Source organism: Reyranella sp. (assembly GCF_004296935.1).
Classification (GTDB): Bacteria; Pseudomonadota; Alphaproteobacteria; order Reyranellales; family Reyranellaceae; genus Reyranella.
On record NZ_SCVH01000141.1, the window covers coordinates 1 to 18,107 of the forward strand.

Here is an 18,107-nt window from a genome sequence, read left to right on the forward strand (position 1 = left end):
CGCGCTGCCGCTACCGGCCTCGCGGCTGCCCGGCCGCCTGCCGCGCCGCAGGGCGCAGATCGTCCAGATCGGCGACATCACCTTTGCCAACGTACATCTGTCGCACGGCCAGTTGCTCAACCGCCGGCAGCTCTCGCGCATCGCCGCGTCGCTGCGGGGCAAACCCTCGGCGATCATCGGCGACTACAATGCCGTCGGCCCCATCCTGGTGCCTGGCTTCTTCGACGTCGGGCCGCTCGAGCCGACCCACTTCGCCAGCAACGTCGTACCCTTTCGCCTCGACCGTTGCCTGGTGCACGGACTGCGCTGCAGTTCGACCAGCACGCTCGCTTTCGGTCCGTCCGACCACCGGCCGATCGTACTCGACCTTCACATTTCCGAAGCGGCGGCCAAGCGCGACCCGCTGAGATTGACGCGCCACCGTATCGCCCGGCTTCGCGCAGCTTTGCGCTAGGACCTTACAGGTAGGGCTGCAGAAGGCGGGCGGCGCCGTTGCGCAGCCGGATCGGCAGGGGATCGGCGTCGATTTCGACCGTCGTCAGCCGACGACAGCGCCTGGTCGCCACCGCGATCTCGTGCGCGAAGCCGGTATCGTGCAGTTCGATGTTCAGCTCGAAGTTCAGCCGGAAGCTGCGGGTGTCCCAGTTGGCGCTGCCAACAAATGACCAGCAGTCGTCGACGGTCATCAGCTTCGAGTGTTCGAAGGGCGGCGGCAGCAGCCAGACGCGGCAACCCGCCTCGATCAGTGGCCTTAGCGGAATCTGGCGCGCCCAATCCAGGATCGCGTGGTTGCCGCGCTCGGGAAGAATCAGGTCGACTTCGATGCCGCGCATGGCAGCGAGACCCAACGCCATCGTCAACGGCTCTGGCGGCAGGAAATAAGGCGTCACCACGCGGACCGACTTGCGGGCGCAGGAAATCGCATGCAGCGCCACGAACTCGATGCGTTCGTTGTCCTCGTCGGGACCGGAGGTCACCACCCGGGCCGCCACGACCCCCGCCTTTTCGATCGACGGAAACCAGTCCTTGTCAGGCAGATCCTCGCCGGTCGCGAACAGCCAGTCGTCGACGAAGGCGTCGGTGAGCTGCTCGACGACTGGACCCTCGAAGCGGAAATGCGTGTCCCGCACCGCATGCGTCGGATGGGCAGCCTGCAGGTTTTCGGCGCCGATGTTGATTCCGCCGGTGAAGCCGATGCGACCGTCGATCACCAACACCTTGCGATGGTTGCGCAGGTTCACGAACGGCATGCGCCAGGGAAAGTACGAATGCAGAAAGCGCGCGACCGGCACACCAGCCCGGCTGAGCCGCCGGTAGGTTCCCGACCAGAAATAGCCGCCACCGACGCCGTCGATGAGCACCCTCACCTGCACGCCGCGGCGCTGGGCCTCGATCAAGGCCTGGTGAAACGGCGCGCCGGCGGCGTCGTCCCGGAAGATATAGCTCTGGAGGCCGATGCTCATCCGGGCGCGCCCGATCTCCTCGAGCATGCGTGGATAAGCCTCGTCGCCATTGCGCAGGGTATCGACCTTGTTGCCGTGCTCGCGCGGCAGTCCGGTCAGCCGGCCGACGGCAAATTCCAGCGGCGCCAGCGGGTCGTCGGGCGACATGCCCGCCGACGCGGCTTCGGTAATCCCCGGCTGGGTACGCTGGCGCAGCAGTCGCTTGGCGCGGCGCTTGACCCGGTTGATGCCCATGATCGCGTAGAGCAACCCGCCGAGAAACGGCGACAACCAGGCAATGCCGATCCAGGAGACGGCAGCGCCGACGTTGCGCTTGTAGAGCAGGACATGGATGGTCACCGCACCGGCGACGGCGATATGCATTATCGCGGCGAATTCACCGATCAGCCAGAACAGTTCGTCGTTCAGGGCCACGCGCGCCGCGTCAGGCCACTGCCTTGATCGTCCGGGCGGTGATGTCGATGATCTCGTCGATCTGCGCCTTCTCGATCACCAGCGGCGGCGACATGGCGATGGCATCGCCCGACTGGCGGACCATCAGGCCGAGCTCGAAGGCTTTGGTGAAGGCCGCGTAGCCACGGGTGCCGACCGGGCCGCTCGGCGCCAGGTCGATGCCGGCCGCGAGGCCGAGATTGCGGATGTCGGTGACGTTCGGCAGGCCCTTCAGCGAGTGTACGCCTTCCTCCCAGTAGGAGGAGAGTTCGCCCGCGCGCTCGAACAGGTTTTCATCGCGGTAAATGTCGAGGACTGCCGAGGCCGCGGCGCAAGCCAGCGGATGGGCGGAGTAGGTGTAGCCGTGGAACAGGTCGATGGCGCCCTCCGGCCCGTTCATCAGCCCGTCGAACACGTGCTTGCGCACGAACACGCCGCCCATCGGCACGGTGGCGTTGGAGATTCCCTTGGCCACTGTCATCAAATCGGGAATGACGCCGAACTTCTCGGCGGCGAAGCTGGTGCCGAGGCGGCCGAAGCCGGTGATGACCTCGTCGAAGATCAGCAGGATGCCGTGCTTGTCGCAGATCTGGCGCAGGCGCTGCAGGTAGCCCTTGGGCGGCGGCAGGTAGCCGGTCGAGCCAGCGCACGGCTCGACGATGACGGCGGCGATGTTCGACGCATCATGCAGGCCGACGATGCCCTCGAGCGCATCGGCGAGCTCGGCCCCATGCTCGGGTTGGCCCTTCGAGAAGGCGTTCTGCGGCAGGTGTGTATGCGGCAGGTGATCGACACCCGGCAGCATGGCGCCGAACCATTTGCGGTTGTTGACCATGCCGCCGACGGAGATGCCGCCGAAGCCGACGCCATGATAGCCACGCTCGCGGCCGACGAAGCGGGTGCGCGTGCCCTGCCCGTTGGCGCGGTGGTAGGCGAGCGCGATCTTGAGCGCGCTGTCCACCGCCTCCGAACCGGAGTTGCAATAGAAGGCATGGTTGAGGTCGCCCGGCAGGAGTGCGGCATGGCGCGCCGCCAGCTCGAAGGCCTTGGGATGGCCCATCTGGAACGACGGCGCGTAGTCCATCTCGTCGAGTTGCTTTGCGATCGCCGCCTTGATTTCCTCGCGGCCGTGGCCCGCGTTGACGCACCACAGGCCCGCCGTGCCGTCGATGATCTTGCGTCCCTCCGGCGTCCAATAATGGACACCCTTCGCCTTGGCCAGCATCCGAGGATTCTTCTTGAACTGCCGGCTCGCCGTGAACGGCATGAAGAAGGCGTCGAGATTGTTGGCGACGGGCTTGGAGGCAGGAGGCGTCATCGGTGTTGTCCTTCGGCGAACTGTAAAATCAATAACTTACGCTATCACTTGTTCACGTCGACAACTACGCGGCCGCGTACTTCTCCTTTGAGGATTTTTGGGGCCAGTGCCATCAGGTCGGAAAGGCTCGCCTCGCTTACCGTGCTGTCGAGCTTGTCGAGCGGCAGATCGGAACCCAGCCGCCGCCATGCCGCCTCGCGCGGCGCCTTGGGCAGCATCACCGAGTCGATGCCGTAGACGGTGATGTTGCGCAGGATGAAGGGCAGAATCGAGCCGGGGAACGAAGGCCCGGACGCAAGCCCGCAGACCGCCGCCGCGCCGCTGTACTTCACCTGCGCCAGCGCCCTGGCGAACATCACCCCGGAGACCGTATCGACCAGACCGGCGAAACGCTCGGACAGGAGCGGCCGGTCGGGCGCCTCGACGAGTTCCTTGCGGTCCATGATCGTCTTGGCACCGAGCGCCGTGAGATACGCGCCTTCCTGCGGTCGGCCCGTGGCGGCCACGACCGTGTAGCCGAGCTTGGCAAGGATCGCGACAGCGACCGAACCGACGCCGCCCGCCGCACCGGTCACCAGGATCTCGCCGGCAGCCGGGGTGATGCCATGCTTCTCCAACGCCATGACGCAGAGCATGGAGGTGTAGCCCGCCGTGCCGATGGCCATCGCCCGCTTGGTCGAGATCGAGGCGGGTAGCTTGACCAGCCAATCACCTTTCACCCGTGCCTTGGTGGCGTAGCCGCCCCAATGCAGTTCACCGACTCGATAGCCGTTGAGCACGACCTGGTCGCCGGGCTTGAAGGCGGGATTCTCCGACGCCTCGACCGTGCCGGCGAAGTCGATGCCGCCGACATGCGGCCAGGTCTTCACCAACCCGCCACCCGTCGTAAGTACCAGCCCATCTTTGTAGTTGAGCGTCGAATGGTCGACCGCGACCGTAACGTCGCCCGCCGGCAACCTGTCGTCAGGCAAGGTCTCGAGGACGCCACTCACCTTGCGGTCAGGGCCTTGACTGAGGACGAGCGCGCGGAACGACATTGGATTTCCTCTCCGGACCTTACGTGTGGGATTGCATCGAGCGCGTTCCCCGAAGGCCTGGAACCTGCCCCGCCCCGCCAGAACGCTGAAATCTGCAACCCAGCCCATCACAGCTGGGCGTGGATGTATGCCCACAACCGCATAATCTATGCAACAAGGCTGGGGTCACCGTGTTCGTTGCGCGTCTCTATGGGTATGTGGGTATGTCGGCAAAAAATGGCTCGAAGGCAGGGATGGGAAAGTCAGCGCGGCCGTATACGAGCTACGCATGCACCTGAGTAAGAAACTGTCCGTTCTGTCGACCATTCCGCGCTCGCGAACCTCGTTCCGGCAAGACGCAGTGTCGTTCCTCGGCCATTCGCTCGACGGCACCCTCCGCAACTTCGTCTGGCCGACCGCCAAGGACCTCGGAGATTTTCTGCCCCAAGCGCAGCATGTTGCTGCGGACTAGCCGCCGTACCGGAAAGATCAAGCCCTCGTGCCAATCGCGAACTCCTACCTGCAGGCGCTCGAAGCCGAGAGTATCCACATCCTGCGCGAAGCGGCCGCGAATTTTCGCAAGCCCGTCATCCTGTACTCCATCGGCAAGGACTCCTCGGTCCTGCTGCACCTCGCCCTGAAGGCGTTCTTCCCGGCCAAACCGCCCTTCATGCTGCTGCACGTCGATACGATGTGGAAGTTCCGCGAGATGATCGCCTTCCGCGACCGGCGCGTCGGTGAACTGGGCCTCCAGCTGATCGTCCACGTCAATCGCGACGGGATTGCCAAGGGCATCGGCCCGATCTCCCACGGCGGGGCCGTCCACACCGACGTCATGAAGACAGAAGCATTGAAACAGGCGCTGGACCTGCATGGCTTCGACGCCGCAATCGGCGGTGCCCGACGGGACGAGGAGACCTCGCGGGCCAAGGAGCGGATTTTCTCCTTCAGAAGCACTGCCCATCGCTGGGATCCGCGCCACCAGCGCCCGGAGTTGTGGCAGCTGTACAACGGCCGCATCCATCCCGGAGAAAGCATCCGCGTCTTTCCGTTGTCGAACTGGACCGAACTGGATGTCTGGACCTACATCCGGCGGGAGAACATCCCCGTGGTCCCCCTCTATTTCGCAGCGGAGCGTCTGGTCGTTGAACGGGATGGGATGCTGATCAAGGTCGATGACGACAGGCTGTCGCTGCGCGCCGGCGAGGTGGCGCAGCAACGCTGGGTGAGGTTCCGGACCCTTGGGTGCTACCCGCTGACGGGCGCCGTCGAGTCCCGCGCTGCCACCCTGTCCGAGATCATCGCCGAACTGGCCGCCGCCCGCACATCCGAACGCCAGGGCCGGGCGATCGACCACGACCAGAGCGGCTCGATGGAGCTCAAGAAGCGGGAAGGATACTTCTGATGGCGCCGCCGCCGCTCGATCCGGGCGACAAGGACATGCTGCGCCTCATCACCTGCGGCAGCGTCGACAACGGCAAGAGCACATTGATCGGCCGACTGCTGTTCGATGCGCGCCTCGTGCCGGGTGACCATCTCGAGGCCCTGGCGCGCGACTCGAAGCGGTACGGGACCGTCGGCGATTCGCCGGATCTGGCGCTCCTGGTCGATGGGCTGCAGGCCGAGCGCGAACAAGGCATCACGATCGACGTCGCCTACAGGTTCTTTTCCACAGCGCGGCGCAGGTTCATCGTCGCCGACACGCCGGGACACGCGCAATACACGCGCAACATGGTGACCGGCGCTTCCACCGCCGACCTGGCGATCGTCATCGTCGACGCGCGCAAGGGCCTGCTGGCGCAAACCTTCAGGCACAGTACCATCGTGGCGCTGATGGGCGTCCGGCACGTGGTCCTCGCCGTCAACAAGATGGATCTGGTCGACTACAGTGAGCAGCGCTTCGCCGAGATCGTGGCCACCTACTCGCTCCTCGCCAGGCGGCTCGAACTCGCTGCGGTCACGGCCATCCCGACATCGGCGCTGAGGGGTGACAACGTCATCGAGCCCGGCGCCGCTATGCCCTGGTATCGCGGCCCGACGCTGCTCGACCATCTCGAGACCGTCGACGTGGACCGGGGCGATACGCGGCCGTTCCGCCTCGCCGTGCAGTGGATCAACCGCAACGGAGCCGATTTCCGCGGCTACGCCGGCTCCGTGCTCGGCGGCAGCATCCGGACCGGCGAAGAGATCGTCGTACAGCCCTCGGGCGCGAGCAACCGTATCGCCCGCATCGTCACGCAGGACGGCGATCTTGCCGAGGCCGGCGCCGGTCAGGCCGTCACCCTCACTCTCACCGACGCGTTCGATGTCGCGCGCGGCGACGTCCTTGCGGCCACGGACCGTCCGCCGCACGTGGCCGACCAGTTCGCCTGCCACCTGGTGTGGATGCATGACGCACCGATGCTGCCGGGCCGGCCTTACCTGTTGCAGCTCGGCACGGCGACGCTGACGGCGACCGTGACCGAACTGAAGCACCGGATCGACGTCGAGATCGGCGTCCACGAGGCGACGAAACAGCTGGCGCTGAATGAAATCGGCTTCGCCAATGTCGCTCTCGACCGGCCAGCGCCGTTCGATGTCTACAACGAAAACAGGGACACTGGCAGCTTCATCATGATCGACCGGACCAGCAATGCGACCGTCGGCGCCGGCATGATCCGGTTCCCGCTGCGCCGGGCTTCCAACCTGCCCTGGCAGGCGTTCGCCGTCGACAAGGCTTCACGCGCGCGGATCAAGCACCAGCGCCCCTGCGTACTGTGGTTCACCGGCCTTTCCGGGTCGGGAAAATCGACGATCGCCGACGGCGTCGAGAAGCGGCTGCTCGCGCTCGGCCGTCATACTTACTCGTTGGACGGCGACAACGTCCGCCACGGCCTCAACCGGGATCTGGGATTCACCGACGCCGACAGGGTCGAGAACGTCCGGCGCGTCATCGAGGTCGCCCGGCTGTTCTGCGAGGCCGGGTTGATCGTTCTCGTGTCGGTCATCTCGCCCTTCCGCAGCGAGCGGCAGCTCGCCCGTGAGCGCATGGCCGACGACGAGTTCGTCGAGATCTTCGTCGACACGCCGTTCGCCGAATGCGAGCGCCGCGATCCCAAAGGGCTCTACCGTCGTGCCCGCGAAGGCAAGATCACGAACTTCACCGGTATCGACTCGCCTTACGAGGCCCCCGAATCACCTGATATCCATATCCGCACGACCGAGATGTCGCTCGAAGGCGAGATCGAGTCGGTCATGAAGGTGTTGCGCGACCGCGGCGTCATCGGCTGACGCACGTCATCCCGTAATCTTCTTCCCCGCATCGCTGGCGATCACACGGGCAAGTTGCTGGAGCCGGCGGCCGAAGCGCTGACCTGCCTCGGCATCGGTCATGGCCGAGCGCGGGAAGCGCATGGAAAGGCTGCCCAACACGCGCGTGCCCCTGCTCCCCTGGCGGATCGGCACGGCGATGCCCTGCAGGCGCGAGGCCCGCGGTGACTGGGTGAAGGCATAGCCGTCGCGCCGGACGCCCGCGAGCACGATCCGGAAAGCCGCTTCCTGGCGCGGCGTCAGCCCGACGACATCGGCGAGGATGCTCCGCCGCTCTTCTTCCGAACAAAAGGCAAGCCAGGCCCGGCCCAGAGCGCTGATCAGAAGCGGACGCGGCAGGTTGAGTCCCGCCCCCTCGAACGACATCGGGCTCTCCGGCGCGGTGGAATGGCGGATGGTGATGGCGCCGTGGCCCAGGGTCGCGAGATAGAGTGGCCAGCCGTGTTCGGCGGTGAAGCGGCTCATATGCGGGATGGCGGCGTCGACCAGGTGATCGACGAAGCGGATCGAACCCGCGAGGCCCAGTACGCGCTCGGTCAGACGATAGCCCTGCTCGCGCGACACGCGCACGGCATAGCCCAGTGCGATCAGCGTGTGCAGCAGGCGCACCACGGTGGGCCGCGGCAGGCCGGTCTCGCCGGTCAGCACGCCCACGGTTGAGCTGCGTCGGCGGCTGAGCGCCTCCAGTACCGCAAAGCTGCGCCGCACTGGCTCGATGACTGCCCCGGACGCCATGCGGCACCATAGTCCGCAATACGGACTTTGTCGACTTTGCGCGGGCGCCGTGCCGTAACGGGCGTAGGTTGACGCCACACGAGCCCGAGCTCGGGAGGAAACGAACAATGACCTACCAGTCAATCGACGTGCGCAAGCTGACGCCCGCCATCGGTGCCGAGATCTTCGGCGTGGACCTCGCCAAGCCTCTGGGCAACCAGCAGTTCCAGGAGGTGCACGATGCGCTGATGGAGAACCTCGTGATCTTCTTCCGCGACCAGAAGATGACGATCGAGCAGCACAAGGATTTCGGGCGACGGTTCGGCCCCCTGCACACGCACCCCAACGCGCCGATCGAATTCAAGGACCATCCCGAGATCCTGGTGATCAAGGCCGACGAGAAGTCGAAGCATGTCGCCGGCGAGGAATGGCACAGCGACGTGTCGTGCGACGCCGAGCCACCGATGGGCTCGATCCTCTACCTCACCGAAGTGCCGCCCGACGGCGGCGGCGACACATTGTTCGCCAACATGTATCGCGCCTACGAGACGCTCTCCGAGCCGGTGAAGCAGATGCTGCAGGGTCTCACCGCGCTCCACGACAGTTCCAAGGCACACTACTACCGGGTCAAGGCCACCGACCGCGACGACATCAAGTTCCCCAACGCCGAGCACCCCATCGTCCGCACCCATCCGGTCACCGGCAAGCAGGGGCTCTACGTCAATCGTGGCTTTACGCTCCGCATCCCGCAACTCCGCCGCAACGAGAGCGACGCGCTGCTCGAGATGCTCTACCGCCACATCGAGACGCCGGAGTTCCAGTGCCGCTTCAAGTGGCAGCCGAACTCGGTGGCGTTCTGGGACAACCGCTGCGCCCAGCACCACGCGATGTTCGACTATTATCCACATCGTCGCTACGGCCATCGCGTGACGGTGTGCGGCGACAAACCGTTCTATCGCGCCTGACCGGCGCGAGACGCTTGCCAAGAGGGCGTCATGACCCCAACTGTTCGGGGTCATGACCGCTCTCCAGTTCAGCCTCCTCCCCCACCGTAGTGTCATCGCCGTCGGCGGCGCCGACCGGGTCGAGTTCCTGCAGGGGCTGATTTCCAACGACACCACCAAGGTCGCGCCTGGCCACGCCGTCTGGGCGGCACTGCTGACACCGCAGGGCCGCTTCCTGAACGACATGTTCGTGGCCGATGGGGGCGACGACACGTTGCTGCTCGAAACCGAGCGCGAACGGGCGCCGGCGCTCGCCAAAAAGCTCACCCTCTACAAGCTGCGCTCCAAGGTGACGGTCGAGGATCGAAGCGCCACGATGGAAGTCGCTGCCGTCTTTGGCGCCGGTGCTGAGAAGCTGCTCCCGATTGAGGGTGCGATCGCCTTCGTCGACCCCCGGCTTCCTGGCCTTGGGGTCCGGGCGCTCGCGCCGGTCGGAACGGCGTCGGCGCTGCTCCAGGCGCGCGGCATCGCAGAGGCGTCGCTCGAGGCCTACGACGCACTGCGTCTCGAGTCGGGTGTGCCCGACGGCAGCCGCGACCTCCGGATCGAGAAGGCGCTGCTGCTCGAGAACGGCTTCGACGAGTTGAATGGCGTCGACTGGAAGAAGGGCTGCTACATGGGCCAGGAGCTGACGGCCCGCACCAAGTATCGCGCCCTCGTGCGCAAGCGCCTGTTCCCGGTCAGCGTCGAGGGCGCGCTGCCGGCGCCCGGGACATCCATTCATCTCGACGGGCAGGAAGTCGGCGAGTTGCGCTCGGGATCGGGACGGCGCGCGCTGGCGCTCCTGCAAACGGAAGCCGCGCGCGGACCGGGGCCATTGATCGCAGGCGGGGTGCAATTGATTCCGACCATTCCGCCGTGGATGCGCCTCGCCTAACTGACGTCGCCGCACTGTGGCGAAATTTGGACTGCGCTCGGAATTCGCCTATCATCCACGCGACATGTGGACATTCAGAATCGCCGTTGTCATTGCCGCTCTGACGGCCGCGATCCCGGTTGCAGCTCAGCAAACCACGCCGGTGGTGGACACGCGCGCCGCCTACGACGCGGCTTTTGAGGAGACGCTGCGCAAGCCCGCCGATCCCCCGACCTTGCTGCGGTACGCCGAACTCGCCGTGCAGGTCGGCGACCTCGAAGGGGCCATCTCGGCTCTCGAACGGCTGCTGCTGATCGACAGCGACCAGCCCAAAATCAAGCTCGAACTCGGCGTCCTCTATTATCGCCTGGCTTCCTATGAAGCCGCGCGGTCGTATCTCGAAAGCGCGCGCGCCTCGTCGCGCGCCTCACCCGAGACGAAGGAGCGTGCGAAGCAGTTCCTGAAAGAGGTCGACAGCAAGAGCGGCAAGTCGCAATTCTCGGGCGACCTGTTGTTCGGCATCGGCTATTCGACCAACGCCAATACCGGCCCGGCCGGCGCGATCCAGTCCTTCGGCGCCACGGTGGTCCCGACGCCCACCGTCTCCGGGCGGCCCGACTTCAACGTCATCGGCGCAGGCACGATCCGGCATCGCTACGATCTTGGCCGGCAGGACAATGGCGCGCTCGAAAGCGACCTTGGCTTCTACGGGGCGCGACAATTCCAGGTTTCCGAGGCGAACGTCTACCTGCTCGACTTCACCACCGGCCCGCGCACCTCGCCCTTCGAGGACGGGTGGCTGAACGACATGACGGTGAAGCCGTTCTTCACGGGCCGCTACGTTTCGGTGAACAGCCTGCCGAGCTATTGGGCATGGGGCGCGGGTATGGAGGCGGCGACGCCGCTCGGGCCGCAGATCAACAGTGCGCTCACTGTGTTCGGCCGCCGCCGCGAGTTCTTGAACAATCCCGATGCGCCAACCAACAACCAGAGTTCCGGCAACGAAGCCGTCGCCGTCCTGGACTTCCGTGTCGCACTCACGAAATACATGACCCTGTCGCTCAACGGCGCCCTCACGCGCTACATTGCGGAAGTGGCTTCCGAGAGCTACCTTGAATTCGGCTTCGGTGGCGCCATGCAGGTGCGTTTTGCCGATCCGCTGGGCATCAACGGCCGCACTTGGTCGGTCACAGCAAGCGCTTCGACGGCCCAGGCGGCCTACGATGCGGCCGATATCACGGTAAATCCGTTCATTGCGCGCAGCCAGTTCGACATCAATCTCGGCTTTGTTCTCCTGGTCCCGTTGAGCGATAGCCTGACTCTTGTCGGCCAGACGAACTACACACAAAGGACAGCATCACTGACCAATTATGCCTACGAGGCCTTTACAACCCTTGTGGGCATCGGGTGGCGGTTCTAGGCTTAACATGAACATGGCACCCATGGAGCTGGCATGACGCGCTGGGGCATACGGATCGTCTTGATGGCGTTTGTGGTCGCTCTCGCGGCCGAATCGGCATGGGCGCGCGTCGGCGTGACATCGGTCACCGACGGCGACCCCTTGGGACAGCCGCCCGCCGAGCCGGAGCGCGTCCTGCGTGTCGGCGTCGACGTGCAGGCGAACGAGAAGATCACCACCAAGGCCAACGACCGGGCGCATGTCGTCTTTCTCGACGGAACGTCCCTGACGATCGGTCCGAACAGCGTGCTGGCGATCGACAAGTACGTCTACGATCCCAACCGCAAGACCGGCGAGATGGCGCTCAGCGCCACGCGCGGCGCCTTCCGCTTCGTCGGCGGCGCGATCAGCAAGAACAGCGAGGTCACGATCAAGACGCCGTCGGCCACGCTCGGCATTCGGGGCGGCATTGTCGCATTCTCAGTCAGCGCTTCAGGTGCGACCCACGCCTCCTTCCTGTACGGCGAGTCGATGCGCGTGACGAGTAGTCAGGGTTCCACGCAAACGGCCACGCGCAACGGATCGGAGATCACGGTGCCCGTCGGTGGGCCGCCGACGACGCCGGCCCTCATCCCCTTCGGTGGGACGATAGGCGAGCGGTCGTTCGAGCGGAGCCAGGTGGGGCCGGCCGAGGCCGAGGCCGCGATTCAACAACAGACAACAGCAAGTCAGCCCACCTCGCCGACGAGCGCACCCACGCCCACGACGACAACCTCATCGCCGACCACCCAGCCGGTGACGACATCGATCGAGGAGGCGTTCGATCGCTCCGGGTTCGGCAAATCCAACTCGCTCTTGGGACCGCAGTTGGCCCTGACCAAGGGGATTCGAAGCGACGCCAAGCAGGACAAGCCCGGCCAGGGCGGCGACAAGGGCGCATCGACCTCTGTCACCCGCTTGCAGAGAATCGCCGGTCGCGCGATCACTCAGCAAAATATCGTGTTCAACACGACCGCCACCACCAAGGCGGATCCCGGCAACAGCGCCTTCGGCCAAGCCCAGGGCAACAGCGGCAATAACAAGGGCAAGGGCAAGGGCAAGGGCAATAACAACTAGCCGCCGCGCCCGCCGGGGTCCCTCCCTCTAGCCGCCCCGTCCCGTCGGGCTTAAGGTCTCCTCGCGCGCAGGCATGCGAGGAGACCGTCCGTGAAACTGATCAACCCCAATCCCTTCACCACGCGGCCGGAGATCGTCGGCACGTTCGGTGTCGTGGCCTCCACCCACTGGATCGCCACCGCGGTCGGCATGGGGATCCTCGAGAGGGGTGGCAACGCCTTCGATGCTGCCGTCGCCACGGCCTTCACCCTGCAGGTGGTCGAGCCGCATCTCTGCGGCCCCGGCGGCGACGTGCCGCTGATCCTGCACGATGTCAGGCGCGGCAAGACCGAGGTGATCTGCGGCCAGGGTTCCATGCCCGCCAAGGCAACCATCGCCCACTACAAGGGCCTCGGTCTCGATCTCATCCCCGGCACAGGCCTGCTGCCGGCCTGCGTACCCGGCACCTTCGACGCCTACATGCTGGTGCTACGCGACTACGGCACGATGCGCCTCGCCGACGTCCTCTCCCCCGCCATCGGCTACTGGCTGAACGGTTTCCCGCTGGTCGAGCGCGCCTCGGCCACCATCGCCACCGTGGCCGACCAGTTCCGCAACCACTGGCCGACGTCGGCAGCGGTCTTTTTGCCAGGCGGCAATGTGCCCAAGCCCGCCTCGATGTTCCGTAACACCGCCATCGGCAACACCTACAGCCGTATCCTCAAGGAAGCCGAGGCTGGCGGCGGTGGGCGCGAGGCCGAGATCGAGCGCGCGCGCAAGGCCTGGAGCCAGGGCTTCGTCGCCGAGGCGATCGACCGCTTCTACACCCATGAGGAAATCATGGACGTATCGGGCCAGCGCAACAAAGGCGTGCTGCGCGGCGACGACATGGCCAAATGGCAGGCGACCGTCGAGGCGCCGCTCACCTACGACTACGGACGCTACACTGTTTGCAAGGCGGGTCCCTGGACGCAGGGCCCGGTGGTCCTGCAGCAGCTCGCCCTGCTCAAGGGCTTCGACCTCGATGGCATGGATCCGACCAGCGCCGACTTCATCCACCTCGTTGTCGAGGCGAGCAAGCTCGCCTACGCCGACCGCGAGACCTTCTACGGCGATCCGGACTTCGTCGACGTGCCGATGCAGACGCTGCTGTCGGATGCCTACAATGCCGACCGCCGCAAGCTGATCGACGCCCGGCATGCCTCGCTCGACCAGCGACCGGGCAAGCTCGAGGGCTATGGCGGCGTCGTGAAGCTGCGCCGCGCCGACGGCACGCGGAGCGCCGTGGCCGCAAGCGGCGCCGGCGAGCCCACGGTCGGCCGCCTGGGCCAGACCACCGGCGACACGGTGCATTTCGACATCGTCGATCGCGACGGCAACATGATCACGGCCACGCCCTCGGGCGGCTGGCTGCAGAGCTCGCCGGTCATCCCCGAGCTCGGCTTCCCGATCAGCACACGTGGCCAGATGTTCTGGCTGGAAGAGGGCCTGCCGGGCTCGCTCGCGCCTGGCAAGCGGCCGCGCACGACGCTGACGCCAACCATGGCCCACCGCGACGGCAAGCCGTACATGGCCTGGGGCTCGCCGGGCGGCGACCAGCAGGACCAGTGGATCACCCAGCTTTTCCTGCGCCACGTCCATTGCGGCATGAACCTGCAGGAAGGCATCGATGCGCCGGCCTGGCACAGCGAGCACTTCCCCAGCTCCTTCTGGCCGCGTACCGCGCGGCCCGGCGTGCTGGTGCTGGAAGGCCGGATTCCCAAGGAGACCGTCGACGAACTGAAGAAGCGCGGCCACGAGGTCGAGCTCAACGACGAATGGTCGGAAGGCCGGCTCACTGCCGCGACGCGCGACGATCCCTGGCGCAAGGCGGCGGCCAATCCGCGCGGCATGCAGGGCTATGCGGCCGGACGTTGATGCCCCGGGCGTTGATGCCCCGACCTTGACGAAGGAGCGCTGACGACGGCATGACCTGGTCGATCATTTTCCACGAGCGTTCGACCGGCCGCATCGGCATCGCCGTCGCGACCAAGTTCTTTGCCGTGGGCGCACGCGTGCCCAACATCGAGCCGCGGAAGGGCGCGGTCTGCACCCAGGCGCTGACCAACCCGCTCTACGGCCCGCGCGGGCTCCGGCTGATCCGCGAGGGCGTCGGCGCCGTCGACATCGTGCGCCTTCTGATCGCGCCGGACGCCGGCCGCGACCACCGCCAGCTCCACGTCATGGGTGCCGATGGCCGTTTCGCCGCCCATACTGGGGCCGAGTGCGTACCCTGGTGCGGCCACTGGACCGGCGACGACATGTCGGTCGCCGGCAACATGCTGGCCGGGCCCGGCGTCGTGTCGGAGACGGTCCGCGTCCTGCGCGAGCGCACCGACCTCGCCCTGCCGCGCCGCCTGATCGCCGCCATGAGGGCCGGCGAGGCCGCCGGCGGCGACAAGCGCGGCAAGCAGTCGGCCGCCCTCGTCATCTACGGCGAGCAGGAATATTCCGAACTCGACCTCAGGGTCGACGACCACATCGAACCGCTGCTGGAGCTCGCGCGACTTGAGGCGGTGAGCCGCGAACGCTGGACACACTTCCGCGCCTTCACGGCCACCCGCGAGAATCCGGCCGGCATCTTCGACCGCGCCGAGATCGACGCCGGCATCGCACGGAGCCTGGCGGCCGAGCAGAAATAGCCCATCCTTTGTGGACCGCATCAGCCTTGGACCGTTGCCGCGTCCGCGCACCGGTCGTAGCCGATGCGCGGACGGGCAGGCGACGTCGCGTAGCCCCCCGGCGGGACCGCCCGCCGGACGCTCTCCCCCGAGAAGCGGCCAGGCCTGACAGCGGCCCTGTGCGACGCCATTCCTTTCGTCGATGATCAGTTCGAAGCGCTGCCCCGCGGCAGGCCGGTGGAGTCGAGCTGCGGTTCGGGACGCAGCACGATCGACTCGGGCGCCTCGACGTCGGGCAGGGGCTTGCTCGGATCGACGGCCTTGATCATCGCCACGATCCGCTTGGCGCCCGAGCTCGCCTCCTCGGAGACCAGCCGGCGCCAGCCCTGCTTCTCCCAGTACTTCACGTCGCCCGGCAGCGCCTGGACATACAGCATGTTGCAGCCCCGCCCCTCGGCCAACTTGCGGCAACGCTCGAGCAGCATCTGCCCGATGTTGTGGCCGCGGTAGCGCTGGATGACGGCCAGCCGCTCCGCCATGGCGAACGACTGGAACCAGCGCACGCGGACGGTACCCGCCGGCTCCTCGCCGACATAGGCGATGACATGGGTGGCGCCGAAGTCGTGGCCGTCGAACTCCTCGGAGTACGGCATGTCGAGTTCGCCGATGAAGCACGCCGCCCGCACCGCGAAGGCGTGCAGCGAGTCCTCCATCTTCATGGCGAGCTTGGTCGTGATGGCTTCGCCGCCGATCGATTGTGCGATTGCGTTCATCTCACATCTCCTCAATTCACGCGTCTTTCGACGCGCGGTGCATGCGGGTTGGACGCGCCGCGCGCCGCCGATTTCTCCAGGACACCCAGGTGGTCAAGGCGGTCTTCCGGCCGGTTCATGACCATCGGCTCGGTCTCGAGCCTGACGGCGTCCGCCACCGGTTCGAGCTCGCAATAGACCGCGTAGTACTCATGGTCGGAAAAGTTGAAGACCCTGTCGTCGACGCGACGGAAGCCTTCCTTCTCCATCATCGGCATGTGCCGCCGCTGAAGGTGCAGATAGATCTTGGTGTAGCCCTTGCGCCGCGCGAAGTCCTTGCACCAGGCGTTGATCTCGTGGTGGATGCCGAGGCCACGGAACGGCCGCAGCACGACGCAGCGCTCGAACTTGCAGAACGACTGGAACCAGCGGAGCCGCATCGAGCCGGCGGGCTCGCCGTCGACGTACATGATGACGTGCGACGCGGTGTAGTCGTTGCCGTCGAACTCCTCCCCATAGGGGCAGGCCTGCTCGCCCATGAACACGGCGGCGCGCAGCATGTAACACTGCATGAGTTCGTCTGATGTAGACGCAAGCTTGATGGTCACGACGGGATGGTTCGACACCCCGACCGGCTGTTGCACGGTCATGCTAGTCCCCCTCGGTCAGTACTCCGTTGTCATTCCGGAAGCGGCGGCCCCCAGCCGTCACCACCGGAACATTTGCAGACAGTTGCGCGAGCACGTCGGTCACCACGACCGACGTCATTCCCTTGGCGCCCTTTCGGATCGCCGTCGCCGACACGCCATCGCGGCGCAGCACGCGCCACGGATAGATCCAGCCGCATTCGTCGTAGATCTGGCGCACGTACATGCCGCCGTTGTCGGTGCCGTGCAGGCCATGCAGGCGGGCTCCCGGGTGAGCCTTCTTGAGCTCGGCGATCACGCCATGGAAGCCCTTCTTGTTGTAGGTCTCGCGGAAGAAGACGACTTCGACGCGATTGTGCAGGCCGGCCTCGGCCATCGCGAGGTCGATCAGCACCTTTCGCGTCTCGGGCGGCAGGAACATCCGGCCGGTCGGAAAGTAGTCGACATTCGAGTCGGCCTTGTCGGTGGTCTCGTAGATTTGGAATCCGCTCTCCAGCCGCGCTACCCGGAGTTCGCCCTTGCGGAACGCATCTGCATGTATCCGCGGCACGAGGGTCGGATGGATCACGATCTTGTCGAGGCCGCGCTCTTCGAGCGCCCGTCGCACCAGGGCCAGATGGGTGTTGTGGAAGGGATTGAAGGTGCCGAAAAAGAGCCCGATGCCGCCCTTGGGGGCAAACAGCGAACGGAGATCCGACAAGAGCCCGATGCCGAACAGCAGGATGCCGAAGCCGAAGCCCATGACCAGGAAGGCCTCGCGGGCGATCGGCAGGCCGGCGGTCCCGAACGAAGTCAGGACGATGTTGATCGACAGACCCACCAGCACGTTGCGGTTGGCGTCGCCGACGCCGCGCGAGACCAGGTACATGCCGAGATACTGAAGGCCTTGCGAGGCAAGCGTCGTGACGAGTGCGGCCAAAGCGAACCCGCCCACCGACGCGATGCCGTCGCGATTCAGCGCACCTCCCCACAGCAAGACCCCGAACACCGCCAGGTTGAACACGTACTGCGGGATGAATCGCCCGAGCCGGCCGGCCGTAACAAACCCGAAGCGGTTGCTGGCCCACAGATCGGCTTTATTGCTGAGCTTGGCGTAGCTCGGCATGAACACCCCGACGAAGACTGACACGCCGATCAGGGCCGGGTTAGCCCAACTGCCGTGCGCATACGCATAGCTCAGGTATGAAAGTAGGGCGGCAAAGGCCGCCATGCGCGTCGAGGGACTGCGCACGTAGCGGATGAACCTGTCGACGGTCATCGACAGCTTCGTCGTTTCACTGTCTGAGCCGATTACGGCCACAGAAACACCCTCGCCCGTTTACGACCCGTCAATCGGGATATCCACAACAGATAGATTGACTAACGAATACGGGAACTAAATAAGGGCTACTGGGGCCTATACGGATGGTGAAAAAAGTCGTCTAATACCCTACGATTGAGAC

15 protein-coding genes and 1 pseudogene are annotated in these 18,107 nt (G+C 65.8%); 9 read left to right on the forward strand and 7 right to left on the reverse strand.

All coding sequences use genetic code 11. The annotated features are described in order from the left end of the window. Positions 1 to 454 (forward strand): annotated as a pseudogene (locus EPO55_RS19705) (endonuclease/exonuclease/phosphatase family protein); the annotation flags it as partial. A 4-nt stretch (positions 455 to 458) separates the two neighbouring features. Here EPO55_RS19705 and EPO55_RS19710 read toward each other — a convergent pair. From EPO55_RS19710 to EPO55_RS19720, 3 genes are read right to left on the reverse strand one after another with little or no spacing between them, the layout of a single operon-like run. Then, a complete protein-coding gene (locus EPO55_RS19710; protein WP_296338883.1) occupies positions 459 to 1,877 on the reverse strand; it encodes a phospholipase D-like domain-containing protein in 1,419 nt (472 codons plus the stop codon). Between the two features lie 10 nt (positions 1,878 to 1,887). Beyond that, complete coding sequence (locus tag EPO55_RS19715; protein WP_296338884.1) at positions 1,888 to 3,213, reverse strand: aspartate aminotransferase family protein; 1,326 nt, start codon at positions 3,211 to 3,213, stop codon at positions 1,888 to 1,890. A 44-nt stretch (positions 3,214 to 3,257) separates the two neighbouring features. Beyond that, positions 3,258 to 4,250, reverse strand: a complete 993-nt coding sequence (locus EPO55_RS19720) for an MDR family oxidoreductase (protein ID WP_296338885.1) — start codon at positions 4,248 to 4,250, stop codon at positions 3,258 to 3,260. A gap of 478 nt (positions 4,251 to 4,728) precedes the next feature. Here EPO55_RS19720 and cysD point away from each other — a divergent pair, with 478 nt between their 5' ends. Beyond that, entirely contained in the window at positions 4,729 to 5,634 is a 906-nt protein-coding gene (cysD, locus tag EPO55_RS19725) for a sulfate adenylyltransferase subunit CysD (protein ID WP_296338887.1), read from the forward strand. Then, positions 5,634 to 7,499: a sulfate adenylyltransferase subunit CysN gene (cysN, locus tag EPO55_RS19730; protein ID WP_296338889.1), complete on the forward strand. Its 1,866-nt coding sequence runs from the start codon at positions 5,634 to 5,636 to the stop codon at positions 7,497 to 7,499. Before cysD ends, cysN begins: the two co-directional genes overlap by 1 nt. Before the next feature lie 6 nt (positions 7,500 to 7,505). On the opposite strand, the gene EPO55_RS19735 is transcribed toward cysN, so the two are convergent. Next, positions 7,506 to 8,273, reverse strand: coding sequence for a helix-turn-helix domain-containing protein (locus EPO55_RS19735; protein WP_296338891.1), 768 nt, complete (start codon positions 8,271 to 8,273; stop codon positions 7,506 to 7,508). A gap of 107 nt (positions 8,274 to 8,380) precedes the next feature. Here EPO55_RS19735 and EPO55_RS19740 point away from each other — a divergent pair, with 107 nt between their 5' ends. From EPO55_RS19740 to EPO55_RS19765, 6 genes are all read left to right on the forward strand, one after another. Then, a complete protein-coding gene (locus EPO55_RS19740; protein ID WP_296338892.1) occupies positions 8,381 to 9,217 on the forward strand; it encodes a TauD/TfdA family dioxygenase in 837 nt (278 codons plus the stop codon). 52 nt (positions 9,218 to 9,269) lie between these two features. Then, on the forward strand, positions 9,270 to 10,133 hold the full coding sequence (locus EPO55_RS19745; RefSeq protein WP_296338893.1) for a folate-binding protein: 864 nt from the start codon (positions 9,270 to 9,272) through the stop codon (positions 10,131 to 10,133). A gap of 64 nt (positions 10,134 to 10,197) precedes the next feature. Further along, positions 10,198 to 11,532: a tetratricopeptide repeat protein gene (locus tag EPO55_RS19750; RefSeq protein WP_296338894.1), complete on the forward strand. Its 1,335-nt coding sequence runs from the start codon at positions 10,198 to 10,200 to the stop codon at positions 11,530 to 11,532. Positions 11,533 to 11,565: 33 nt separating this feature from the next. After that, positions 11,566 to 12,627 carry a FecR domain-containing protein gene (locus EPO55_RS19755; RefSeq protein WP_296338895.1) on the forward strand — a complete coding sequence of 354 codons (1,062 nt, stop codon included), beginning with the start codon at positions 11,566 to 11,568 and terminating at the stop codon, positions 12,625 to 12,627. A gap of 90 nt (positions 12,628 to 12,717) precedes the next feature. Beyond that, the gene (locus tag EPO55_RS19760; RefSeq protein WP_296338896.1) at positions 12,718 to 14,523 is read left to right on the forward strand and encodes a gamma-glutamyltransferase family protein; all 1,806 of its coding nucleotides are present in this window, start codon (positions 12,718 to 12,720) and stop codon (positions 14,521 to 14,523) included. Positions 14,524 to 14,573: 50 nt separating this feature from the next. Beyond that, a complete protein-coding gene (locus EPO55_RS19765; protein WP_296338897.1) occupies positions 14,574 to 15,287 on the forward strand; it encodes a DUF1028 domain-containing protein in 714 nt (237 codons plus the stop codon). 185 nt (positions 15,288 to 15,472) lie between these two features. Here the strand turns inward: EPO55_RS19765 and EPO55_RS19770 are convergent, their stop codons facing one another. Genes EPO55_RS19770 through EPO55_RS19780 form a run of 3 tightly spaced genes read right to left on the reverse strand, consistent with a single transcriptional unit; the run spans position 15,473 to position 17,923 of the window. Next, positions 15,473 to 16,039, reverse strand: a complete 567-nt coding sequence (locus EPO55_RS19770) for a GNAT family N-acetyltransferase (RefSeq protein ID WP_296338898.1) — start codon at positions 16,037 to 16,039, stop codon at positions 15,473 to 15,475. Between the two features lie 11 nt (positions 16,040 to 16,050). Continuing rightward, on the reverse strand, positions 16,051 to 16,668 hold the full coding sequence (locus tag EPO55_RS19775) for a GNAT family N-acetyltransferase (RefSeq protein WP_296338899.1): 618 nt from the start codon (positions 16,666 to 16,668) through the stop codon (positions 16,051 to 16,053). A 1-nt stretch (position 16,669) separates the two neighbouring features. Then, a complete protein-coding gene (locus EPO55_RS19780; RefSeq protein ID WP_296338901.1) occupies positions 16,670 to 17,923 on the reverse strand; it encodes a hypothetical protein in 1,254 nt (417 codons plus the stop codon). Positions 17,924 to 18,107: the final 184 nt, after the last annotated feature.